Origin of the sequence: Staphylococcus argensis (assembly GCF_002902305.1) — a bacterium.
GTDB lineage: Bacteria > Bacillota > Bacilli > Staphylococcales > Staphylococcaceae > Staphylococcus > Staphylococcus argensis.
In genome coordinates, this window is record NZ_PPPX01000001.1 from 1,014,062 (window position 1) to 1,036,521 (window position 22,460).

A 22,460-nucleotide genomic window follows, 5' to 3' on the forward strand; every position below is an offset into this window, starting at 1 on the left:
TTTGATTTTCTTTTTGTAAGCGGCGTTTATAATTTTCAAATTCCGCGTACAATCTTAAATATTTGTCTTCGTTTTCTTTAACTTGTTCTTTTAATTGTTGAATCTCTTCATCTTTAGGATCAACATTTTCTTCTTCATCAGCAGTTGATTCTTCATCTGATGTCGCTTGTGAAGATGATTCATTTTGAGCATCAGAATTAACATCAGTTTGATCAGCTGATGCTTGTTCTTCAGAAGTTTCTTGCTCTACATCTTGAGACTGAACTTCTTCTTCTTGAGCATCAGTTTGACTGTTGACTGATTCATTTTTTTCTGCCATTGTCTGCCCTCCAATTATCTCGTCTTACCAAATTGCATTAAGCAACTGGATGACGTTTTGATATCGCATTGCAATTGGTCCGATAATTGCAATTTGTCCACGTAGATTATCATCGATATGATAATCACTCGTGATGATGGAAATGTCACTCAAATGATCGTCTATTTCATCGCCTATCTTTACGCTTATCGGCACATTAGACATTGAATCTAATAACTGTGTTATCTTATGTGATTCAATGTACTGTAGGATAGGTTGAATAGATGAGACATTTTGTTCATTTAATGCATCAATTAGTTTAACCTTTCCACCGGTGAAAATGCCATTACTTTGTTCATCAATATGCACTTCTAATGATGATACGAGATTTTTAATGAAATCTCGCTCAGTCGGAGAATTAGTAAACATATTGATCTCACTGTCAAAACGAACATCTCGTTGATGTTTGAATTGCGCACTTACGAAATTTGCAATCTTAGTAAGCTCTTCGTTGGTCAAAGGAGCTTGGGATGCGAGATGCAAATGTTCGACGTGACCTGAAGTGAAAACGACAATCATAATGACAAGAAACGCATTTGCTCGAACCAAATGAATGTCATTGATTACATCTTGTTTATGATCTGGTCTCATTACCAACGTCGTGTATTGTGACGCTTTTGAAATCTCGTCCGCAAATTCACTCAATGCAGACGAAATATTGTAGTGATTGGAAGCCATTAGCGTCTTTAAACGTTGGGTCTTACTTTGTTGTTGATGAGATGCTTGATCCAATAGATAGTCCACATGATATTTGAAACCTTGTACTGAAGGACTTCTGCCTGAAGACGTGTGTGTCTTCTCAATAAGGTCAAACTCTTCTAAAGCTTTCATTTCATTGCGAATCGTTGCTGGACTCACATCGAGTTGATGTCGTTCAATCAACGTCTTTGATCCTAATGGATGTCCTAAATCAACATAATCTTCAACAATTGCATTAAGTATGCTTAATTGTCTTTCAGTTATCATGTTTTCACCTCATTAGCACTCTTTTGTTTCAAGTGCTAATTATAATTTATCAAATTGGTCAAAGTAAGTCAATGTTAAAGCACGCTTTTTTGAAAAAATTTTTGAGAAAGTTTACACGCTAAGTAAAAATGCTTCAAACACCTCGTTACCAATCACTTTCCCTCTCTCAGTCAACGAGATATACACCCGATTTATTACAATAAGACCATCGGAAACGAGTTGATTTAATGTTTGACCATAGATTTGATCAATGGATTGGTCAAACTTTTCTTCAAAACGTTTCATACTTACACCTCTGTTCATTCGTAAACCCAAGAACATCTCTTCTTCCATTTGCTCTTGGAGTGTAGGTCGAGTTGAATGAAGAACAGGTCGCTCTTTAGCTTGAATCTTTTTAATGTAATGATTGACGGGATTCACATTGGTATAACGCTCGCCATTAACGTAACCACTCGCTCCCGCACCGAAACCATAGTATCCTTCGTTTCTCCAATATACTTTATTATGTTCAGATTCATGTCCCTTTTTAGCAAAGTTAGAAATCTCATATTGATGGAAATTGGTTTGATTAAGCCGTTCAATTAAGTATGTGTACATTTCTTCACCAACATCTTCTGAAGGGAGCTTGAGCTTACCTTTACGATACATATTATAGAATTGCGTTTGAGGTTCTAATATCAACCCATAACTGGAAATATGATCAATATTCAGTGAGAGTGCGATATCTAAACTTTCTTTGAAATCATCTAAACTTTGTTGTGGGAGATGATACATTAAGTCTAAACTTATCGAGTCGATGCCGACTTGGCGTGCGTTGTCTATAGCTTGATAGATATCGTCTGGAGAGTGTGTGCGACCAAGCAAATCAAGGAGTTGTGGATTGAAAGTTTGCACACCCATTGATAAGCGGTTCACGCCATATTTTTTAAGCAGACGAACTTTGTTCAGCGTTAGCTCGTCTGGATTGGCTTCGAAACTAAATTCATCTTCAATGGTAAATAATGAAGTTATGGCTTGAAGGAGTCTTTCTAGCTGTGATTCAGATAAAGCTGTCGGTGTTCCCCCACCCACAAATAAAGTCTTCAAATGACGTACTTCGCTTGTCTTCATCTCCTTAACCAAACAGTTGAGATATTCATCCACGGGCTGATTCTGTATAAAATATTTATTGAAATCGCAATAAGTACAAATACGAACACAGAACGGAATATGAATATAGGCACTTTGAACTTTCATGCTAACCCTCACTTTTTCTTGAAATACGAAAGGTGAACTCCATGAAATGACTGGAATTCACCCTTGCGTTTACGAGTATATTATTCGTCGTCCATCTTAAGGACTGCTAAGAATGCATCTTGTGGAATTTCTACGTTTCCTACTGCTTTCATTTTTGCTTTACCAGCTTTTTGTTTTTCTAACAGTTTACGTTTACGACTAATGTCCCCACCGTAACATTTAGATAAGACGTTTTTACCCATTGATTTAATGTTGGTACGAGCGACGATTTTTTGTCCGATCGCTGCTTGTACTGGTACTTCGAATTGTTGGCGAGGAATTAGTGTTTTAAGCTTTTCTACTAAAGCTTTACCTCTTTCGTAAGCAAAGTCGCGATGCACGATAAAGCTTAATGCATCAATTTTGTCGCCGTTGAGTAAAATGTCCATCTTAACGAGGTTGCTTTCCTTGTTATCGATAAATTCATAATCAAATGATGCATAGCCTTTCGTTTGAGACTTCAATTGATCAAAGAAGTCAAATACAACTTCAGCTAATGGAATTTCATAGATGATGTTAACACGGATGTCATCTAAGTAATCCATATTAATAAACTGGCCACGTTTACGTTGGCATAGCTCCATAACAGGACCTACGTAATCATTAGGAACCATCATAGTAGCTCTAACGAACGGCTCATAGACAGCTTCAATTTGATCACGTTCTGGCATTTGTGCAGGGTTGTCTACAGACACCTCTTCGCCCGTTTTTAAAATACATTGGTAGATAACTGATGGCGCTGTTGCAATCAATCCGATGCCGAACTCTCTCTCAATACGTTCTTGAATAATTTCCATGTGAAGCATTCCGAGGAAACCTGTACGATAACCAAAGCCTAATGCTTGGGATGACTCAGGCTCAAACTCAAGTGACGAGTCATTAAGTTGAAGTTTTTCTAATGCTTCACGTAAATCATTGTAATCTTTGTTGTCGATTGGGAATAAACCACAGAAGACCATAGGATTCATCTTTTTATAACCTTTTAATGGCTCTGGAGCCGGTTGGTTCACGTGAGTGATCGTATCACCTACACGTGAATCATCGACATTTTTAATATTTGCGATAATATAACCTACATCCCCAACAGTTAATTCTTCAACCGGTAAATCTTTAGGTGTATTAATTCCAACTTCAGTTACTTCAAATTCTTTGCCAGTAGCCATCATCTTAATACGGTCACCAGCTTTAACAACGCCTTCCATCACACGGATAGCTGAAATTACACCGCGATATGAATCGTATTCAGAGTCGAAGATGAGCGCCTTAAGTGGTGCTTGAGGATCGCCTTCAGGTGGCGGTACCATTTCGACAACTTGTTCCAATATTTCTTCGATGCCGATATTAGATTTAGCACTAGCAAGAACAACGTCATCTTGATCTAAACCTATAACGTCTTCTAGCTCTTGTTTCACTCGTTCAGGTTCAGCTGCTGGCAAGTCAATCTTATTAACAACAGGAAGTAGCTCCAAATCGTTATCTAATGCGAGGTAAACGTTGGCTAAAGTTTGTGCTTCAATACCTTGTGCAGCATCGACGACGAGAATCGCACCCTCACATGCTGCAAGTGAACGTGAGACTTCATAAGTGAAATCGACATGTCCCGGTGTGTCGATTAAGTGAAATGTGTATGTATTGCCATCTTTAGCATCATATTTTAACCGCACAGTATTTAATTTAATTGTGATACCACGTTCTCTTTCAAGATCCATTGAATCAAGTAATTGATCTTGCATTTCGCGTGATTCAACTGACTTAGTATTTTCTAATATACGGTCAGCTAAAGTAGATTTACCGTGGTCAATATGTGCAATAATAGAAAAGTTTCGTATATATTTTCGACGATTTAATCTCTCTTGATTATCCATGTCATATCCTTCTCGCTTTCATATTACCCTGATTATTAAACATCTTTGTCATAGTAACGTTTTTAACCTTTAATTGCAAGAGTTCTAAGCCGATAGCGTTAAGTTATAGAACGTTCCATTCTCTCAATTGATTAGAGTTGAGGTTAGTTCAAGTGGTAAGTACTTTCCTTTGCCTTAAACCATGGGGTTCGCTAACAATGGGTAGCATGAGCTAATATTTGTTCTAGTTGTGACTCTAATGCTATTTCATAGTTCTTCCTCTTTACGTTACCATGCTACATCTATTATTATATAAATTATGCAGAGACTTTCCAATCACTTATGATACAGTTATAATGTTAAGTATCTGTATTAAATAAATGATTGCAGAATGAGAACTGTTTTGATAAAATATTTCTTGTTGTAATCAAAAATTATTTTGATATGGTAGCCTAATCTAGGAGGTGACAGATATGCCAAATATTAAATCTGCAGTTAAACGTGTGAGAAAAACTGAAGAAGTTGAACACCGTAACATTTCACAGAAAAACGCTATGCGTACAGCTGTGAAACGTGCTAAAACAGCTATCGAAACAAATGCTAGTGAGAAAGATGAATTAGTGAGCTTCGCACTTAAAAAAGTCGACAAAGCAGCTCAACGTAATTTAATTCACTCAAATAAAGCGGACAGAATTAAATCTAAATTAATGTCTGCTAGCAAATAATTATTACTAAATTAGAGGCTAAGGCTTAATAGGTCTTAGCCCCTTTTTTATGTGTAATTCGAAAGATTATTACAGAGAAAGAATGAATAATTCTAAAATAAGCTGTTTATCCATGTACGAAGATTTAAGTTTATAATCCGTCTCAGCACAGTTATTAATAATATTTAACAGTTGGTGTAACTGATAGTAACGCGCTTGTTGTAATGCGAGCTTCACTCTATATGGATGCACGTTAACTGTCTTCGCGATTTGCTGACCGCTATACCCTTTCTCGTTGAGTATCTTACTTTGGTAGAACAATCGATAATTACTCGTTATAAGAGCGAGTAATTTAATAGGCTCCTCTTTCATAGCTATCAAATCTCTAACTAGATGAATGGCTTTGTCTTTATTTCCTTTCTGTATGTAATCAGTAAGTAAAAAGACATTTTGTTCCAAACTACGATTCACGATATCATGTACATCTTGACGATTAATCGTTGGGCGATCACCTAAGAAGAGCTGTAATTTTTCGAGTTCTTGTTTAATAATATTGTAATTAATACCAGTCAATTCAATAAATAAGTTTAACGCATCTTCTTTAATATCTTTGTAGTTTTCATGCAAATAACTTTTAATCCAGTTTTTCATTTCTTTCTCTGACATCTGCTCTATTTTAATCAAATTAGCTTGTTTCTTGAGTGTCTTTACTAACTTCTTTCGCTCGTCTAATTTATTATGATTCACTTCAAATATGAGTAACGTAGAACCATCATATTTAGTTAAGAACTCAATGAGTTCATCGATATTTGGATTGATGTCTTTCGGTGCTTTCTCCCCTGTAAAGACGAATGCATTTTGTACTATCACGACTTTTTTATCTGAGAAGAAAGGCATGGTCAATGTTTCTTCAATAATTTGATTCAGTGAGTCTTCGTACATATTGTATCTGATAAAGTTAAAGTCATCCTTAGGCTCATCTAAATATTCCTCAACCAGCTCGTTCGCTTTCTTCTCAATGAGTTCAGGAACTTCACCATAAATTGTATATATCATGTCACTCATAGTGTATTAGCTTCCTTTCTACATCAACATCGCTCATTCATTATAGCATGTTTGATGATGCTATTCCGACGATTTTAAAGGCTCGTATATTTTCCACGGTTTGAGCATGGTTTCGATAGAGGCTTCTAAATCTAAGGTGATTTCACCATTCTCGACTGTGGTTAGTATTGCGGATTGGTTGTCATTCAGTCGATCTTCCACCTCTTTATTTGGTAAATGATAGCGATTATTTTTACCGGCTGAAATGAGACTCACACGGGGATGGATCGCATCGATAAAAGCTTGACTAGAACTCGTCTTAATACCGTGATGTCCTACTTTCAAAATATCAATTGGAGGCAATTGATATTGTTGAAGTAATGTCTCTTCATTCTTTACAGTGGCATCGCCCATAAAGAGTAACTGTTTATTGCGAAATTGCATTAAAGTGATAATACAGTGTTCATTTAAATCTTCACTCGTGTCATGAGTCGCATCTAGTAACCGGAGTTGATATTCATCAAAATTGAGTTGGGGTATTTGACGAAAATCTATGACGTTTCCTTTCCAATGACTCAAACGTTGAGTGAGATGCTTGAGTTGTTGTGGTGTATAACTATGCGGATTAAGAATAAGGTGCTTCACCTTAATTTGAGTGAGCAAATAGTCCAATTCTCCCATATGATCTGCATGTGGATGAGTAATGATTAAATAATCTAAGCTCGTAATATTTCTTTTTTTAAAAGTGGGAAGAATATGATACTTACTAATTTGATGTTTATCGACTTCTCCTGGACGAAGATGTTTACCTCCTGTATCAATCATCAAAGTCTGCCCTTTTATACTTTCTACTAAAAACGCATCGCCTTGACCTACATTAAGCATGGTGAGACGGTTCGCATGATGAGCCGGGAAAAATTGAAGAATTAAAAATAAGCCTATACTAATTACAAAAGTAGTTATAAATCGCTGAGCCACAAAGAAGTACAATATACTGAATAAAACAATCAACAATAATGTAAGCAATATTTCATTTAACTGTGGAATAAACCATTTAAAATGACTAAATTGCAAAATCCAACGAACGATATAATCATGAACATGAAACATCATATTAATGAAATGATCGAGTAGATTCAACGGTATCTTTAAATGTAACCAAGCAAAGTAGAAAATTGCTAAAGGAAATAAAATAATTGAATAAAATGGTACAAAAATGAGATTAGCGAATAGCCCTATCCATTGTACTTCGTTAAAATGAATGGCACTAATGAGAAAGGAACCAATTTGAGCTATAAAAGTCATATACAATAGACTTTTAATAATTGGAGTTTGATCTAATAACGGTTGTGACAACAAGATAAAAAGTGTGATTAAATATGAAAACTGAAAGCCAATGTCGAATAAAAAGTGTGGAAAAATAAGGGTTAATAAAATAAATGAAGCGCCTACAATATCTAAAGCATGATGGTAAAAGCGCGATGGTATCAGAATGACTAACATCACGGTGAAAATAGATCTAAGTGCGCTAGGAGCTAAATCAGTATAAAGACCATAAATAGGTAACAAAAATAATAATGAGAGTTTAATATAGAACAAAGGCACGTTCAGTCTTAGAAGTAGTGCATAAGTAATCGAACATATAATGGCAATATGAGAACCACTTACTGCAATGAGATGATAGATACCTAAATTCTTCACTTCTAAGACTTCTTGTTCGCTTAAATAACTCGTATCCCCGGAAACGAGAGCGATAATACGACCAGGATGTTCTAAATGAGTGTGAGATATTTGTTGATAGATGAAATTTTTATGTCGTTCAATCAAACTTAAGGAAGCTTTTATATTCACATCACAACTGTTTAAATTAATATCTTTGATAAAGAAATACTGTGGGCTATATGGAGAATCACTTAAATACTTTAGTTCCCCTTTGACCTCGCATTGAGTTCCCGGAGTTAAGGGAGGTATCTTGTTAGGTTGTTTTAAGAAATAATGATAAGAATATGAATTATCATTTATGGAGACGTGGCCACGAAGTGCCGTTCCATTATGCATTGCTTGATCGGTAAAAGTCGCTCGTCCTTGAAGTTCAGGATGTAGCAACTGTGAACTGTATGCTTGTTGGTAACGTTTATCTTGATAATGAAAATAACTTCCACTAATCAACGGTAATATGAGACAACCCACTATTATTAAACTACGCACTTGCTTGCGATATAATATGAAGATTAATAATAGCAACAAACATACAGCCATGTAGCGGTGGTAAAGAAAGAGAATACCTATGAGGTACGCAAGTGTTAAATAAAACATCTTAGTCCATTAAATACTGCGCGACATTCTCTTTATCGAAAGGGATCTTCTTATATTCGATATTAGATTGATTGAGCAGTTTCAGAGCGTAGTCATGATTATGATAATCTTCTGCGTAATAAATCTTCTTAATTCCTGCTTGAATAATTGACTTTGTGCAATTTAGACAAGGAAAGTGAGTGACATAAATCGTCGCACCTTCTGTTGAGACACCTTGTTTCGCACATTGTAATAAAGCGTTCATCTCAGCGTGAATCGTGCGAATACAATGACCGTCTTCTATAAGACAGCCTTCATCGATACAGTGTACTTCACCAGCAACTGAGCCATTATATCCTCCAGCTATAATACGGTTATCTTTCACTATCGTTGCGCCTACTGAGAGACGTGTACAAGTCGAGCGTAAAGCAAGTAGATGGCTCTGTGCCATAAAGTATTCTTCCCATTGTAATCGTTTCATCTTCGATCCTCCGTGTTCTATTCTTGGTTTAATAATTCTAGGTTAAGTCTTACAGCGTTAGAATGCAATAAATTTTAAACTGTGAGAAAGTCCTTTAATTTATCAAAGGTCTTCTCGCCGATACCATTCACTTCCTTGATCTTCTCCACAGAATCAAAGGCACCGTTATTGTCTCTGTATTCAATGATCGATTTCGCTTTAGATGGTCCTATCCCAGGTATCGACTGCAAATCACTTTCTGTGGCTGTATTAATATTGACTTGTTTCTCCACAGATGAATTGCTGCTCGCCGAACCTGTAGGCGCACTTGAAGAAGCAGTTGCTCCTTGTGTCGCGCCCCCGTTATTACCACCGGTTGCTTGCTCTCCTTTCTTTGGAATGACGATGAGCTTTTGATCAGTGAGTCTTTCAGCTAAGTTAATTTGAGTTAAATCGGCTTGAGAGGTAGGTTGCGCTTTATCTAATAGCTGCTTGAGTCGATCTGTAGACATCATACGATATATATTAGGATGCTTTACTGCGCCTTTAATATCAACATAAATTTCCTCAACCTTAGTGTTAGATCCGTTGGTAGCAGTAGAACTTGAAGTACCGCTTGTTCCTCCGTTATTTTTTCCTTGAGTATCTACCGTTTTAAAAGCTTGTTCTTGTAATGTTGCATCTTCAGCTTTCATATCATTACTTTGACCCATATGAGACATAAAGTAAAAAGCGAGCGCGCATAAAGCGACACATGAAATAATCACATAAATCTTATATTTCATCACTAGTGCTTTAAGATGAGTTAAATCCCAAGACATAAAAAATCACTCCTTTACTATATACACGTAGTTCGGAGTGATTTTACTTTATTTTTTTGCGATAAAGAATAAACGGTTGCCTTCAAGGTCGCATGAATTATATTCAAAGTCAGTAAACGTATTAACGATAGTGAAACCTTTGTCTTTAAGCATTTTAAGATAAGTGTCTTGCGTATAAGTTCTCTGATAATGTGACTCGTTAATACGATGATACGTTTGATCTTCATTATGAACGAAAAAGGTTAAATCGTGCCATACGCTAAGTGGTTCCTCGCCTCTTACAGCTTCCCAAGCGAGAAATACTTGCTCTGTTTCATCTATATAACATTGATCGTTGAACCACGTTTGCATCTTGTGCTCAGTATGGACATCGAAAATGATCAAACCTCCTGGAGTGAGATGTTGATAAACACGTTCAAAAGTTTGTTCAACCTCTTCTTCAGTTGCTAGATAATTCAAAGAATCACATAGAATAGTGACGATATCAAACTGGATACCGAGGTCGAAGTCAGTCATATCACCTTCAACCCACTTTACATTCGATGACTTCTGCTCTGCTAATGTAAGCATATCAATACTTAAATCCATACCAAACACTGTATCAAAGCCACTTAATAGAGTGGTGAGATTACCAGTTCCGCAACCTATATCTAACAGTGTTTGTCGATCTTCTCGATAATGTTCTATAATATCGCGCCAAGATGTGTAAGGTTGGTCACGTGTAAGACTGTCATAGAACTGACTTAATTCGTGATATTGTACCATACTTAATAAACTGCCTGATTATAATTTTTAAGTGGTGCATCTTGATATAATTTTTCAAGATTATAGTAGTTACGTTCGTCTTTATGAAAGACATGGATGACTACATCTGCCAAGTCTATTAGAATCCAACGTCCTTCGTTGAAACCTTCCATTCTCTTTACATCTAAGCCTTGCTCATGCGCAGTTTCTTTCACTGCACGTGCAATAGCTTGAACTTGGCGTTCGTTATTTCCGTGACAAACGACGAAATAGTCCGTCATATCACTAATACCTTGCATATCAAGTGAAATAATATCTTCTGCTTTCTTATTCTCAGTTGCTTTAATCACAATATTTAATAACTCGCTTGATTTCATTTAATCATCCTTTACTCTTTCATCACTATAGTTATAATAATTTAAACATTCAATTGTAGTATTAAAAACGGTAATGTCATTGCTAATTAAATAAAGAACAGTACGCTTAGAAATCTCATAAATTGTATTATCTAAGCTACCTTGATTGTATGCCATATCTCGGATTTCTTCAACGCCTGGTATTTGACGTTCAGGCTCGATATAGTCGGCGATAAAGACAATCTTCTCGGTCTTCGTCATCTGAGCACGGCCTGTGGTATGGTAAGCAATGGCTGTGAGAATTTCTTCATCAGTAATATCATATTCTGATTTCATCAATGAAGCACACACAGGTCCATGTAAGATTTCTCCTCCAAAGCTTAATAGATTTGGATCTAAGTCATGTTGTCTTACAATTTGATACATGTAGCCTAAATCATCATACTTACAATAATCATGTAAGATACCGGCCATCTCTGCCTTATCTACATCACCTTCGTAAATTTGTGCTAATTTGACAGCTGTTTCAGCCACACGTAATGAGTGTTGATAGCGTTTATCTGGTAATTTCTCTTTAATTAATTCAATCGCTTCTGATTTATTCATACAAGTTCTCCTCTGCAATATATTGTTGAATAAGTGGTGGTACGAGGACCTGAATATTATGTCGTTCTTGTATGCGCTGACGAATCATAGTTGAACTAATATCTATGCGTGGTATCGTGACACTCACCATTGAGGGTTCAACTTCTTGTTGAGCAGTCCCTCGATTCACGACGACAAATGTCACTAAAGATTTTAAATCTTCAATATGATACCACTTATCGAGTTGCTCATATTGATCTGTGCCAATCACAAAGTAAATCGTGCTATCTGGATAGGATTCACGTAGCGAACAAATCGTATCGTAAGTATAACTTTGTCCCTTTCTTTCTAAATCCAAATAGCAAATTTCTCCAAAGCCTAGCGTTTCAATCGCTAATTTCACCATAGCCACGCGATGCTTTGTGTCAAGGGCATCTTTGTGTGACTTTAACGGTGACATATAGCTGGGCAAGAAGAAGAAACGATCGGGCTGAAGCGTATGATAAACTTCACTTGCTACCATGAGATGAGCAGTGTGTATCGGGTTAAATTGACCGCCATAGAGGACGATAGATTCCTGTTGATGTGTCATTTATGATGGTAAATGAATCTGTTTATTCTCGGATGATGCTTTGTACAAGACGATCATTGACCCTATCACTTGAACGAGTTCACTCTCAGTCATCTCACTTAAATTGGCCGCTAATTCTTTCTTATCTTCAAAGTTATTTTGTAAAATGTGAACTTTGATGAGCTCTCTTTTTTCTAAAATATCCTTCAACTGTTCCACCATATTCTCATTTATTCCTGCTTTGCCAATTTGGAATGTCGGTTCAATATTATGTGCTAAGCTACGTAAATAGCGTTTCTGCTTTCCTGTTAACATAACTACTCTCCTTCTAAATGCTTAATGACAGTTTGCTTCATGGCTTCCGTATCGGGCTCCTGACCCGTCCATGTTCTAAAGCTTTCTGCACCTTGATTGATAAACATGTCTAATCCGTTATAAATTTCATTTCCGTTTGCTTCTGCTTGTAGTAAAAAAGCAGTTTTGCTCGGTGTGTAAATGATGTCACTCACTAATGTGCGTTCATCGAGGTGATTTAATGCAATAACGACGTCTCTATTATTACTCATACCCGCTGGAGTCGTATTAATAATGATATCAAATTCTCCTAAATGTGCCTCTGCTTGTTGTAGGGTGAGTTTATTCACCTCTAAGTCCCAGTTATCAAAACGTTTCATAGTACGGTTCGCAACTGATAATTTAGGTTTAACAACTTGATCAAGTACGTTAGCGATGCCCTTGCTCGCACCACCTGCGCCTAATATTAAGATATAAGCGTTGGCTAAGTCTGGGTATACAGTTTGTAAACCTTGGACGTAGCCAATGCCATCCGTGTTATAACCAATCCATTGACCATCCACAATTTTAACTGTATTAACTGCTCCTAAATCACGAGCTTGTGCATCGATATCATCGAGATAAGGGAGAATACGTTCTTTATGCGGAATAGTAATGTTAAAGCCATCTAGCTGTCTTGAAGCAATAATATCTTTGATATCGTCAAACTGTTCCGGCGGTATATCGAGCGCCTCATAAGTATCATCACGTCCTAAAGCACTGAAGTTCGCTTCGTGCATGACAGGTGATAACGAATGAGCTATAGGATGACCTATTACAGCAAATTTCATAGTTTCTCCACCTTACATTATAGATTTACGTAATACGACATCAACATTTTTAGGAACGTGCACGATGACTTTAGCGCCTGCTTCAATAGTGATAAATCCTAGTCCGGAAATCATCACGTCGCGCTTCTCTTTGCCTGTTTCTAAACGTACACGCTTCACCTGTGACAAATCGAAATGAGAAGCAGATGTAGGTGGCGTGAGCATTTCACCTAAGTGATTGCGCCATAAGTCATCCGCTTTCTCTGTCTTCGTACGATGAATGTTGAGTTCGTTTGAGAAGTAACACACGAGTGAACGACGTCCACCACTGACATAATCGATACGAGCGAGACCACCGAAGAAGAGTGTTTGTTCTTCGTTTAATTGATAGACACGTTGTTTGATTTCGTTCTTAGGAATAATTGTCTTCAACTCTTCAGGCGTCACATAATGGGTCATTTGATGTTCTTGAATAATTCCTGGGGTATCGTACATAAATGACGTTTCATCTAAAGGAATATCAATCATATCTAACGTTGTACCTGGGAAACGTGAAGTTGTGACGACATCTTTCTCTCCAACACTTTGCTCAATTAAGCGGTTAATTAATGTAGACTTACCTACATTGGTTGCACCTACAATGTATACATCTTCATTGCGACGAACTTTGTTGATGGCGTCAATTAAATCTTGAATGCCTTTATTGTGTTGGGCGGAAAGAAGTACGACTGCTTCAGCGTCTAAACCATATTTACGTGCTGTGCGACGTAGCCAGTCTTTCACTCTGTTTTTATTAATTTGTTTAGGTAAAAGGTCAATCTTATTCGCTGCAAGTATAATCTTCTTATTTCCGACGATACGTTTCACTGCATTGATAAAGGAACCTTCAAAGTCAAAGACATCGACAACATTAACTACGATACCCTTTTTATCTGCTAGCGTATTGAGCAAATTGAGAAAGTCTTCGCTGTCCATGCCTACATCTTGCACTTCGTTGTAATGCTTGAGACGGAAACATCTCTTACATACTACATCATCTCGGAATAAGTTATGTTCAGGTACATAGCCTGGTGCCTTCGGATCTTCAGATTGAAGCGGTGCACCGCAACCTATACATCTTAATACTTCTGTTTCACTCAATCACGATTCCTCCCATTTGATATAGCCTTTACGTCTAAAGTGATTTAACAAACGACGCTCAATCATGCGATTTAATTTCGTGATCCAACCATCTGTTTGTTTCACAGGAACGACCATAATCGTGTAAAGTCCACGATTGTTTCCACCGAATACATCCGTCATCATTTGGTCGCCAATGACGACTGTCTCGCTAGGTTGGAGTCCCATGCGTTGAATTGCTTTCTTAAATGCTTTACCCATCGGTTTCTTGGCTTTGAAAATGTAATCCACATCTAGCGATTCGGAAAAGCTACCCACACGTTGTTCATTGTTATTTGAGACAATCGTTACAGTAATACCTAATGATTGTAATTGTTGGAACCATTCTCTCACTTCTGGTGTGGGTTCTGCCTCATCCCAACCTACTAATGTATTATCTAAATCTGTAATGATTCCTTTAACGCCACTCTGGGATAGATGTGCTAAATCAATTTGGTGGATTGATTGCACATACGCGTTTGGCATAAAGTATTTTTTAATCAAACCCATAGTTAGTCACCTTTTTGCCCTATTTTATTCACTAAATTCTCTACCACTTGACTTGATGATTGTGCAGCTTTTTTCAGAAATGCTTCGAAGGATAATTCTGCTTCTCCATTAGCCAAATCTGAAATCGCACGCGTAATAATAAACGGTACGTTGAATTGATAACAAGTTTGCGCAATTGCTGTCGCTTCCATTTCTACTGCAAGTGCATCTGGAAAGGCAACACGTATCGTTTCTCTTTGTGTATTGGTACCGATAAAGCTATCTCCGCTGACGATAAGTCCTTTCTGAGCAGTTAATGATTGCGCTTCAATCGCTTCTGTCGTTAGCTCTAATAGTTCTGCATCAGCTGCGTATTGTGCTGGCATTTGAGGGATTTGACCGAGCTCATATCCGAAAGCTTGTGCATCTGCATCATGATAAGCTACACTTTCGCTCACGACCACATCTCCTACGTTTAAGTCGGCATCAAGCGCACCTGCTGAACCCGTATTGATGATGACATCGGGCTTAAATTCATGGATTAATAATGTTGTAGAAATGGCTACATTCACTTTACCAATGCCACTTTGTGTTAACACTACCTCATGACCATTCAGTTGTCCACGATAGAACTTAACATGAGCAATATGTATTTCATCAAGTTGAGTTAATTGATCTTTAAGTATCGCTACTTCTTCTTCCATAGCGCCAATAATACCTATCATGATTTGTCACCTCGTTGATATATTTAATGCTTTAGTTATTTTACCATAAGTTCGAACTTTCCTCGATCATGTGCGGTCATTTCTTCATCGTAAAAAACACCCACACGGATGAGTATAATCATTCTAAGTCCGCGCAGGTGTTTACAACCAATTTTTATTTATCTCAACGACGTTATATCGTTTAAAGCCTTTTATTCTTCATCATCTGATTTATTATCGAAATTACGACCCTCTAAACCGGCTAACTCTTCTTTAGAAGCAGCAGGTGCTTTCATTTCGAAGATTTTATCTACCACTGTGTAATCATAATAACCTAAACGTGCAATCGGACGAATAGATGGGATATCAATCTTACCTTCGTCAGTGATGAAACGATCATCTATATGCACGTGAGCAACGCGGCCAATAACGATATCTACAGTTGAAACTGGGTCGCCAGTTGGAATACGTAACGTTTGAACATATTCACACTCGAAATGGATAGGACTTTCTTTAACACGATAACCTGGCGCTTCAATACATTCTTCTTTCGTCACACCAGCGTAATCAAATTCGTCTACATCATAATCGAGTGCTTTCGCTGAAAGATTGACTGCTTCTCTTAAATCGTATGTTGCCATGTTCCAAACGAACCAACCTGTTTCTTCGATGTTCTTCACAGTATCTTTACGTTCATGGTCACCCAAGACAGATTGGTTAGCTGCGAACATAACCATAGGAGGATCCCATGTTAAATTCTGATATTGACTGTAAGGAGCCAAATTATCTTTACCATCTTTAGATGTAGTAGATAACCAGCCTATAGGTCTCGGTACAGTGCTGCTCTTAAATGGATCATGTAGAAGTCCGTGACTTCTTGTTCCTTGTTTTGGTGAATATTGCATTTTTTCATACCTCCTTGTTGTTGTTCTATACCCTTATTAACTAACTTCGATTCATAATAAATACTTATACATTTATTATTGCACGTAATCAACTTAATCTTTTTAAAAGAATAAAACGTGCAAACTTTAAGAAAATTTGTATTCGTATTAATGTTAAGAATAAATAGTTTGTTATCAATTTGTGAAAAATTAAATTTTACACTTTAAATACGTTTATCTTCGTGTGATAATATCACAGGCAAATAAAATAGAAAGGTGAATGTTATGGAACAAGAGCTTAAATATAATCGAATTACTACAGTGTTCTTTATCACTGGTATTATTGTTATGTGTAGCTTATATGCAGCTATTCCAATGCTACCCCACATTGCGAAAGATTTCGGCATCTCCAAGGCGACAGCTACTTTGAATGGTGTGGTCTTCTCACTGGCCTATTCAATTAGTTGTTTACTCTATGGTGTCATTTCAGATAAATTTGGTCGTATTAAAATTATATTGATAGGACTAGTAGGACTCGTTGTAGTTTCACTTGGTATTGGATTTGTTAACTCCTTTGGTTTATTACTTGTCCTTAGAGTCTTCCAAGGTATGTTCGCAGCGACGTTCTCACCTGTTTCTCTAGCTTATACTACTGAGATGTATCCCCCTGTTAAACGTGTGACGGCAATTAGTTTCATTAGTACGAGCTTCATGCTTTCAGGTATTATAGGTCAGAACTTAAGTGAAATCTTATCTAATGCTTATGGCTGGCGCGTTACTTATATTGTACTCAGTGTACTCTATATCATCTTAACTTTCGTCGTTTCGAAACTTGTTCCGGAAAGTCCATATCGTAACCCAGATATTAAACTTTCACGTTTCATGAGTCACTTTAAAGATATATTCTTATATAAATCAGTCATTGGATGTTTCTTTATTTCATTGACTTTACTCACAAATTTCATCAGTATGTATACCATTCTTAATGACTATATTAAATCTCATTATGTACATGGTGATTTAACGACGGCTTTCGTTGTTAAATTGTTAGGTATTATCGGCATGATTTTATCGTTATTTGCAGGACGTATTAGTGACAAGTTGAGTGTTATTTGGGTTATTAAAATTGCGCTCGTAGCTCAAATTGTTTCACTCATCGGTTTAGGTATTACTTCAAATATTGTTATCATTACTTTCTTTAGTATCGTCTTTGTTGCAGGTGTTGCATTCTGTATTCCATCTGTGATTTCTAAAGTAGGTATGCTTGCAGCGACAAATCGCGGTTTCTTCTTATCAGTGAATACCTTTATCTTGTTCCTTGGTACTGCAATTGCACCAGTACTTTCAATTTATTTAGAAAAGCTCACTCATTATTTCGTAGCCTTTAGCATTCTTAGCTTGATCGCTTTAGCTGCGTTAATTGTTAGCTTCTTCATTCCAAAAGGTATCAATCCTGATACAGCAAAATAAAATAATTTAAAAATAAGCCTCAATCGTGCGAACACTAACATCAACACGATTGAGGCTATCTTTATATTCGAATTATTTATTTGAGTTATCTTCGCTGTCCATTGAATTATGCAGTACGTTAAGAACGAGTCCACTGACTGGAACGAATGTTTTATTTTTAGTAGATTCAGCGATAACAGAAGTTAAGTCTTTATAAATTGCATCTAACGTACCGTTATTTTTATACTCTTTAATTTCACCCCAGTTATTCGCTGCCCAACTATTACCTGTACTTACTTCAACGATATCGAGTACATCTTCTTCGTCAAGACCATAACTATTACCAAATTTCACAGCTTCAGAAATTCCCACCATGTTGATACCTAATAACAAGTTGTTCGCTAATTTCGCTGCTTGTCCTGCACCTATTTTATCTCCTAGATCAAAGATGTGAGAACCCATCGCCTCAAAATAAGGTTTGAGTTGTTCTTTAATTTCTTGTGCACCAGATGAGAAGATTGCTAGACTACCTTTTTCAGCACCAGATAAGCTACCACTTACAGGAGCATCAAGAAGATTTAAATCATATGCTGATACTTTCTTCTCAAGATCTTCCATAATAGTTGGATTGAGGGTACTCATAACGACCACAGTTACATTATGATTATCAGCAGAAGTGATGGCATTGTCCCCGAAGATGACATCTTCTGTCTGTGCTTGGTTGCGCACCATTGTAATTACTGCATCATCAACTTGTTCAGTGACTTCTTTAATCGATTCACAATCTTGAATGCCTTCTTTTTCCAATTCTTTAATCTTATCTTTATCAAGATCATATGCAAGAACTTGGAAGCCAGATTTTTGTAAATTCATCGCCATTCCAGCACCCATATTTCCTAGACCTACAAAACCGATTTTTTTCATTATAAACGCCTCCTAATAGTTACTATTTTAACTTTGCATTAACCTATGCGTAAAATATATAATTAGAATTATACTTATGACAAAAAATCATAGTATTATTAAGGAGGTTAAGTATGGACATTCGCCAACTCAAGTATTTCATCGCTGTTGTTGAGAATAAAGGTTTCTCTAGAGCAGCGGAGACGCTCTACCTCTCGCAATCAACATTAAGTAAAGTTGTTAAAAGTTTAGAGGATGAATTAGATACAACATTATTAGATCGCTCGAATAAACAGATTGAATTAACGGAAACTGGTAAGATTGTTTACCAACAAGGATTGCAAGTCTTACATTCTTTAGATAACATTACTAATCAGCTCTTTGATATTGAGAATCTTAAACAAGGTCATATAAATATTGGGCTTCCGCCGATTTCAGGGACACTCTATTTTCCAGAAATCATTAAAACGTTTACAGACATGTATCCGAGAATTGATCTTCAAATTTACGAGGCTGGTGCATACAAGGTTAAGAATGCACTGCTTGATGGTACTGTGGATATCGTTGTTTCAATGGAGCTTGAGAGTGAAGCCAACCTTGATGTCATTCCACTCATTAATGATCCACTTGTAGTTTATGTAAATCAAGATCATCCTTTAGCACAACACGCTTCTGTTAGTTTGAACGATCTTAAAGACGAATCATTTATCGCCCTTACATCAGACTATGAATTACGTAAAAAATTGGTTTACGAGTGCTATAAATATCATTTCAAACCCTCTATACAAATGGAAAGTACGCAATGGGACTTTATATTATCTATGGTGAATGAAGGTTTCGGAATTGCAGTCATGCCTTATTCGTTAAGTTCACTGCTCAATTTTGAGAAATTAACTACTGTTCCTATTGATGATTCTGCAATGTCGATGGATATTAATTTCGTTGTAAAAAGTCATAAACCATTGTCCACGCCGTTAAAAACTTTTATTGAATATACGAAGGAACACATTCATTCTATGAAATTTAGTAATACTTAGTATTATCATTATGAACTTTTAGAATATAAGATCTCGTACTACAATAGAATTAGAGTTTCGATAGAGGAGGTCTTAACGATGGAACAAAGTCGTAGCGAAATCGGACAAAAAATTATGGATGATTTAACAGCAAGTGATAACGAGAATATTCCTACTCATGCTAACATCGAAGAAGAACTTGGAGATGTTGCACCAGGTTTAGGAGACTTAGTCAAAGAATTCGCGTTTGGAGATATTTATTCTCGTGAAGGACTTGATTACAGACAACGTGCAATCAGTACTATTTCTGCCCTTGTCACATTAGGTACTGAACCGCAATTAGAATTACACATTAATGTTGCGTTAACAGTAGGTTTAACACCTCAAGAAATTTCAGAAACAATTATGCATTTACTTCCATATGTTGGTTTCCCACGTGTACTAAATGCACTTCAATTAGTGAAAAAAGTATACAAAGAACGTAACGTCGACTACTATACTCAAGCTGAATAACAATATTTGTCACTAAGCACCCGATAGCAAAACTTTATCCCTTTTGTACGAACTATTCTCCCTAAAATAATAATGAAAGACATCATCCTTAAGGTTCCGTATCTTCCCATTGGTACGGAACCTTAGTTGTCTATGCCCCAATCATTTGGCTAAATAAAGAAAAAATCTTGAGCCCACAATGAGCTCAAGATTTTATGAATGAAATGTTTAGTTTCTATATTAAGTTAGCTTGTCCAAAGTGCACCAAGCTCTTTGAATGACATAATACCTGTTACTATCGTAATAATTACAGCAATAATACCGAGTATCATCATCCATTTCGGATGTCGATAATCACCGACGATAGACTTGCGTGTACTTGCGACAAGAATTGTACCTAAAGTAATTGGAAGTACTAAACCATTTAAAGCACCAGCAATGATTAATAATTTAACTGGTTTACCGATGAATAAGAAGATTAAAGTTGAAACAACGATAAATGTAATAACGATTAAGTTGTTACGTTCAAATAACTTCTTGTGCATCGTCTTTAAGAATGTCGCACTAGTATATGCTGAACCAATTACGGATGACATCGCTGCTGCGAATAATACGATACCAAAGATATTTCTACCGATAGGTCCTAAGACTTTTTCAAAAACAGAAGCTGGTGGATTATCTTGGCTTAAAGTAAAGCCAGTTACGACTACCCCTAACACTGCTAAGAACAGTAAAGCACGAAGGACACCAGTAGTTAAGATACCTGAAATCGCTGCTCGGTTAACGAACGGTAAGTAATCTTTACCTTTAATTCCTGAATCCAGGATACGGTGTGCGCCTGCGAAGGTGATGTAACCACCTACCGTACCACCTACGAGTGTAATGATTGGTAATACGAGTGCTACTGGATGTTCTGGCCAAACCATATGTGCTGCTGCATCTGCATATGGTGGATTGGCTTTAAACATAACGACTGCAACTACGATAATCATGAGTGCACCGAGCACCATAGATACGACGTCCATCACTTTCTGACCATTCTTTGAAATAAAGATGGCGATGGATAGAACTGCTGTAATTGCAGCGCCCCATTTCACATCAAGGCCAAAGATGGCATTTAACCCTAGTCCAGCACCGGCAATATTACCGATATTGAAAGCGAGTCCCCCTATAGCGATCAATATGGAAATAAATGTACCTAAGCCACCCACAACATCATTGGCAATTTCTTGTCCACGTTTACCTGTAACGACAAGAATACGCCATATGTTTACTTGTGCTGCGATGTCGATAAGTATGGATAGTAATATGGCAAAGGCAAAGCTTGCTGCAAATTGACCAGTAAATACTGCAGTTTGCGTCAAGAATGCCGGTCCAATAGCTGATGTTGCCATCAAGAAGACTGAACCTAATAATAGCCTCTTGTGACCTTTAGTGAATTGAAAATCATTTGTTTGAAGTTTCTTCTTCCCCATGTGTTAACCCCCTAGTTGTGTAATGGAAACACCTTCTTTGTTTAATGTCTCACGAATGTTACGTACAAACTCTAATGCATTTGCGCCGTCACCGTGTACACAGATTGTATCTGCTTTCAAATCAATCACTTTGCCAGTCTTAGTTACAACTTGTTGGTCTTTGACCATCTTCAAGACTTGATTGATAGCTTCATCTTTATCTGTGAGCACAGCATCAGGCTCTTTACGACTTACAAGCTGTCCATCTTCTTCGTATCGACGGTCAGCAAAGACTTCTGAAGCAGCTGTTAAACCTACTTTTTCAGCTTCAGAAATCAATAGCGTATTTGATAAGCCTACGTAAATAAGTTCTGGATCGAAATCATATACTGCTTGTGCAATCGCATGTGCAATATCTTTATCACGCGCACCCATTTGGTAAAGTGCACCATGTGGTTTCACATGGTTGATGCGAACATCGTGAATCTGACAAAAGCTATTGAGTGCGCCGAGTTGATAAGTCACGATGTTGTAGATTTCGTCAGGAGAAATATCCATATTACGACGACCGAAACCTTGTAAATCAGGTAAACCTGGATGTGCACCAATACCGATATTAGATTCTTTCGCTAACTTCACCGTTTCATGCATGACATTCCAGTCACCTGCGTGGAAACCACATGCCACGTTAGCAGAAGTAATTAAAGGAATAATATCATTGTCTCCACCAAAGCTATAATTACCAAATGCTTCTCCTAAGTCGCAGTTTAAATCGATCTTCATTC

The 22,460-nt window shown here is 37.0% G+C and carries 25 protein-coding genes; 4 read left to right on the forward strand and 21 right to left on the reverse strand.

Going from position 1 to position 22,460, the window contains the following annotated elements; genetic code table 11:
• From grpE to lepA, 4 genes are all read right to left on the reverse strand, one after another.
• The coding region (grpE, locus tag CD039_RS12045) for a nucleotide exchange factor GrpE (protein ID WP_338112675.1) at nt 1-319 on the reverse strand (319 nt) is incomplete at its 3' end.
• Nucleotides 320-343: 24 nt separating this feature from the next.
• Nucleotides 344-1,324, reverse strand: coding sequence for a heat-inducible transcriptional repressor HrcA (gene hrcA, locus CD039_RS04940; RefSeq protein ID WP_103371368.1), 981 nt, complete (start codon nt 1,322-1,324; stop codon nt 344-346).
• 111 nt (nt 1,325-1,435) lie between these two features.
• Complete coding sequence (gene hemW, locus CD039_RS04945; RefSeq protein WP_103371369.1) at nt 1,436-2,560, reverse strand: radical SAM family heme chaperone HemW; 1,125 nt, start codon at nt 2,558-2,560, stop codon at nt 1,436-1,438.
• An 80-nt stretch (nt 2,561-2,640) separates the two neighbouring features.
• Nucleotides 2,641-4,464, reverse strand: coding sequence for a translation elongation factor 4 (gene lepA / locus CD039_RS04950; protein WP_103371370.1), 1,824 nt, complete (start codon nt 4,462-4,464; stop codon nt 2,641-2,643).
• A 452-nt stretch (nt 4,465-4,916) separates the two neighbouring features.
• Between lepA and rpsT the strand changes: the two genes are divergently transcribed.
• Nucleotides 4,917-5,168, forward strand: coding sequence for a 30S ribosomal protein S20 (gene rpsT / locus CD039_RS04955; RefSeq protein ID WP_049405621.1), 252 nt, complete (start codon nt 4,917-4,919; stop codon nt 5,166-5,168).
• 69 nt (nt 5,169-5,237) lie between these two features.
• Here rpsT and holA read toward each other — a convergent pair whose 3' ends face one another.
• The 14 genes from holA to CD039_RS05025 form a co-directional block, all read right to left on the reverse strand.
• On the reverse strand, nt 5,238-6,212 hold the full coding sequence (holA, locus tag CD039_RS04960; protein ID WP_103371371.1) for a DNA polymerase III subunit delta: 975 nt from the start codon (nt 6,210-6,212) through the stop codon (nt 5,238-5,240).
• Nucleotides 6,213-6,272: 60 nt separating this feature from the next.
• Entirely contained in the window at nt 6,273-8,360 is a 2,088-nt protein-coding gene (locus CD039_RS04965; protein WP_167386227.1) for a DNA internalization-related competence protein ComEC/Rec2, read from the reverse strand.
• 148 nt (nt 8,361-8,508) lie between these two features.
• Complete coding sequence (locus tag CD039_RS04970) at nt 8,509-8,967, reverse strand: ComE operon protein 2 (RefSeq protein ID WP_103371373.1); 459 nt, start codon at nt 8,965-8,967, stop codon at nt 8,509-8,511.
• 74 nt (nt 8,968-9,041) lie between these two features.
• On the reverse strand, nt 9,042-9,767 hold the full coding sequence (locus CD039_RS04975; protein WP_103371374.1) for a helix-hairpin-helix domain-containing protein: 726 nt from the start codon (nt 9,765-9,767) through the stop codon (nt 9,042-9,044).
• A 48-nt stretch (nt 9,768-9,815) separates the two neighbouring features.
• On the reverse strand, nt 9,816-10,532 hold the full coding sequence (locus CD039_RS04980) for a class I SAM-dependent DNA methyltransferase (protein ID WP_103371375.1): 717 nt from the start codon (nt 10,530-10,532) through the stop codon (nt 9,816-9,818).
• Nucleotides 10,533-10,534: 2 nt separating this feature from the next.
• On the reverse strand, nt 10,535-10,888 hold the full coding sequence (rsfS, locus tag CD039_RS04985; protein WP_103371376.1) for a ribosome silencing factor: 354 nt from the start codon (nt 10,886-10,888) through the stop codon (nt 10,535-10,537).
• Complete coding sequence (gene yqeK, locus CD039_RS04990) at nt 10,889-11,473, reverse strand: bis(5'-nucleosyl)-tetraphosphatase (symmetrical) YqeK (protein WP_103371377.1); 585 nt, start codon at nt 11,471-11,473, stop codon at nt 10,889-10,891.
• Entirely contained in the window at nt 11,466-12,044 is a 579-nt protein-coding gene (locus tag CD039_RS04995; RefSeq protein WP_103371378.1) for a nicotinate-nucleotide adenylyltransferase, read from the reverse strand. Before CD039_RS04995 ends, yqeK begins: the two co-directional genes overlap by 8 nt.
• On the reverse strand, nt 12,045-12,338 hold the full coding sequence (gene yhbY / locus CD039_RS05000; RefSeq protein WP_103371379.1) for a ribosome assembly RNA-binding protein YhbY: 294 nt from the start codon (nt 12,336-12,338) through the stop codon (nt 12,045-12,047).
• Nucleotides 12,339-12,340: 2 nt separating this feature from the next.
• Nucleotides 12,341-13,147: a shikimate dehydrogenase gene (aroE, locus tag CD039_RS05005; RefSeq protein WP_103371380.1), complete on the reverse strand. Its 807-nt coding sequence runs from the start codon at nt 13,145-13,147 to the stop codon at nt 12,341-12,343.
• A 12-nt stretch (nt 13,148-13,159) separates the two neighbouring features.
• Nucleotides 13,160-14,266: a ribosome biogenesis GTPase YqeH gene (gene yqeH / locus CD039_RS05010; protein ID WP_103371381.1), complete on the reverse strand. Its 1,107-nt coding sequence runs from the start codon at nt 14,264-14,266 to the stop codon at nt 13,160-13,162.
• Nucleotides 14,267-14,794: a YqeG family HAD IIIA-type phosphatase gene (locus tag CD039_RS05015; RefSeq protein ID WP_103371382.1), complete on the reverse strand. Its 528-nt coding sequence runs from the start codon at nt 14,792-14,794 to the stop codon at nt 14,267-14,269.
• Nucleotides 14,795-14,796: 2 nt separating this feature from the next.
• Nucleotides 14,797-15,498 carry a 5'-methylthioadenosine/S-adenosylhomocysteine nucleosidase gene (gene mtnN / locus CD039_RS05020; protein WP_103371383.1) on the reverse strand — a complete coding sequence of 234 codons (702 nt, stop codon included), beginning with the start codon at nt 15,496-15,498 and terminating at the stop codon, nt 14,797-14,799.
• 191 nt (nt 15,499-15,689) lie between these two features.
• Nucleotides 15,690-16,382, reverse strand: coding sequence for a flavin reductase family protein (locus tag CD039_RS05025; protein ID WP_103371384.1), 693 nt, complete (start codon nt 16,380-16,382; stop codon nt 15,690-15,692).
• A 264-nt stretch (nt 16,383-16,646) separates the two neighbouring features.
• On the opposite strand from CD039_RS05025, the gene CD039_RS05030 reads away from it, so the two are divergent.
• On the forward strand, nt 16,647-17,831 hold the full coding sequence (locus CD039_RS05030; protein ID WP_103371385.1) for an MFS transporter: 1,185 nt from the start codon (nt 16,647-16,649) through the stop codon (nt 17,829-17,831).
• Nucleotides 17,832-17,903: 72 nt separating this feature from the next.
• Here the strand turns inward: CD039_RS05030 and CD039_RS05035 are convergent, their stop codons facing one another.
• Entirely contained in the window at nt 17,904-18,734 is an 831-nt protein-coding gene (locus CD039_RS05035; protein WP_103371386.1) for an NAD(P)-dependent oxidoreductase, read from the reverse strand.
• 113 nt (nt 18,735-18,847) lie between these two features.
• Between CD039_RS05035 and CD039_RS05040 the strand changes: the two genes are divergently transcribed.
• Together CD039_RS05040 and CD039_RS05045 are read left to right on the forward strand one after the other, a co-directional pair.
• Nucleotides 18,848-19,750 carry a LysR family transcriptional regulator gene (locus CD039_RS05040; RefSeq protein ID WP_103371387.1) on the forward strand — a complete coding sequence of 301 codons (903 nt, stop codon included), beginning with the start codon at nt 18,848-18,850 and terminating at the stop codon, nt 19,748-19,750.
• A 78-nt stretch (nt 19,751-19,828) separates the two neighbouring features.
• The gene (locus CD039_RS05045; RefSeq protein ID WP_103371388.1) at nt 19,829-20,242 is read left to right on the forward strand and encodes a carboxymuconolactone decarboxylase family protein; all 414 of its coding nucleotides are present in this window, start codon (nt 19,829-19,831) and stop codon (nt 20,240-20,242) included.
• Nucleotides 20,243-20,466: 224 nt separating this feature from the next.
• Here CD039_RS05045 and CD039_RS05050 read toward each other — a convergent pair whose 3' ends face one another.
• Together CD039_RS05050 and pxpA are read right to left on the reverse strand one after the other, a co-directional pair.
• Nucleotides 20,467-21,696, reverse strand: coding sequence for an NRAMP family divalent metal transporter (locus CD039_RS05050; RefSeq protein ID WP_002471053.1), 1,230 nt, complete (start codon nt 21,694-21,696; stop codon nt 20,467-20,469).
• Nucleotides 21,697-21,699: 3 nt separating this feature from the next.
• Nucleotides 21,700-22,458: a 5-oxoprolinase subunit PxpA gene (gene pxpA / locus CD039_RS05055; RefSeq protein ID WP_103371389.1), complete on the reverse strand. Its 759-nt coding sequence runs from the start codon at nt 22,456-22,458 to the stop codon at nt 21,700-21,702.
• Between the last annotated feature and the right edge of the window lie 2 nt (nt 22,459-22,460).

What these genes read in the sequence shown, in the direction of transcription:
- hrcA (WP_103371368.1), bottom strand. Translation starts at nt 1,324, where the DNA reads ATGATAACTGAAAGACAATTAAGCATACTTAATGCAATTGTTGAAGAT.
- hemW (WP_103371369.1), bottom strand. Translation starts at nt 2,560, where the DNA reads ATGAAAGTTCAAAGTGCCTATATTCATATTCCGTTCTGTGTTCGTATT.
- lepA (WP_103371370.1), bottom strand. Translation starts at nt 4,464, where the DNA reads ATGGATAATCAAGAGAGATTAAATCGTCGAAAATATATACGAAACTTT.
- rpsT (WP_049405621.1), top strand. Translation starts at nt 4,917, where the DNA reads ATGCCAAATATTAAATCTGCAGTTAAACGTGTGAGAAAAACTGAAGAA.
- holA (WP_103371371.1), bottom strand. Translation starts at nt 6,212, where the DNA reads ATGAGTGACATGATATATACAATTTATGGTGAAGTTCCTGAACTCATT.
- CD039_RS04970 (WP_103371373.1), bottom strand. Translation starts at nt 8,967, where the DNA reads ATGAAACGATTACAATGGGAAGAATACTTTATGGCACAGAGCCATCTA.
- CD039_RS04975 (WP_103371374.1), bottom strand. Translation starts at nt 9,767, where the DNA reads ATGTCTTGGGATTTAACTCATCTTAAAGCACTAGTGATGAAATATAAG.
- CD039_RS04980 (WP_103371375.1), bottom strand. Translation starts at nt 10,532, where the DNA reads ATGGTACAATATCACGAATTAAGTCAGTTCTATGACAGTCTTACACGT.
- rsfS (WP_103371376.1), bottom strand. Translation starts at nt 10,888, where the DNA reads ATGAAATCAAGCGAGTTATTAAATATTGTGATTAAAGCAACTGAGAAT.
- yqeK (WP_103371377.1), bottom strand. Translation starts at nt 11,473, where the DNA reads ATGAATAAATCAGAAGCGATTGAATTAATTAAAGAGAAATTACCAGAT.
- CD039_RS04995 (WP_103371378.1), bottom strand. Translation starts at nt 12,044, where the DNA reads ATGACACATCAACAGGAATCTATCGTCCTCTATGGCGGTCAATTTAAC.
- yhbY (WP_103371379.1), bottom strand. Translation starts at nt 12,338, where the DNA reads ATGTTAACAGGAAAGCAGAAACGCTATTTACGTAGCTTAGCACATAAT.
- aroE (WP_103371380.1), bottom strand. Translation starts at nt 13,147, where the DNA reads ATGAAATTTGCTGTAATAGGTCATCCTATAGCTCATTCGTTATCACCT.
- CD039_RS05015 (WP_103371382.1), bottom strand. Translation starts at nt 14,794, where the DNA reads ATGGGTTTGATTAAAAAATACTTTATGCCAAACGCGTATGTGCAATCA.
- mtnN (WP_103371383.1), bottom strand. Translation starts at nt 15,498, where the DNA reads ATGATAGGTATTATTGGCGCTATGGAAGAAGAAGTAGCGATACTTAAA.
- CD039_RS05025 (WP_103371384.1), bottom strand. Translation starts at nt 16,382, where the DNA reads ATGCAATATTCACCAAAACAAGGAACAAGAAGTCACGGACTTCTACAT.
- CD039_RS05030 (WP_103371385.1), top strand. Translation starts at nt 16,647, where the DNA reads ATGGAACAAGAGCTTAAATATAATCGAATTACTACAGTGTTCTTTATC.
- CD039_RS05035 (WP_103371386.1), bottom strand. Translation starts at nt 18,734, where the DNA reads ATGAAAAAAATCGGTTTTGTAGGTCTAGGAAATATGGGTGCTGGAATG.
- CD039_RS05040 (WP_103371387.1), top strand. Translation starts at nt 18,848, where the DNA reads ATGGACATTCGCCAACTCAAGTATTTCATCGCTGTTGTTGAGAATAAA.
- CD039_RS05045 (WP_103371388.1), top strand. Translation starts at nt 19,829, where the DNA reads ATGGAACAAAGTCGTAGCGAAATCGGACAAAAAATTATGGATGATTTA.
- CD039_RS05050 (WP_002471053.1), bottom strand. Translation starts at nt 21,696, where the DNA reads ATGGGGAAGAAGAAACTTCAAACAAATGATTTTCAATTCACTAAAGGT.
- pxpA (WP_103371389.1), bottom strand. Translation starts at nt 22,458, where the DNA reads ATGAAGATCGATTTAAACTGCGACTTAGGAGAAGCATTTGGTAATTAT.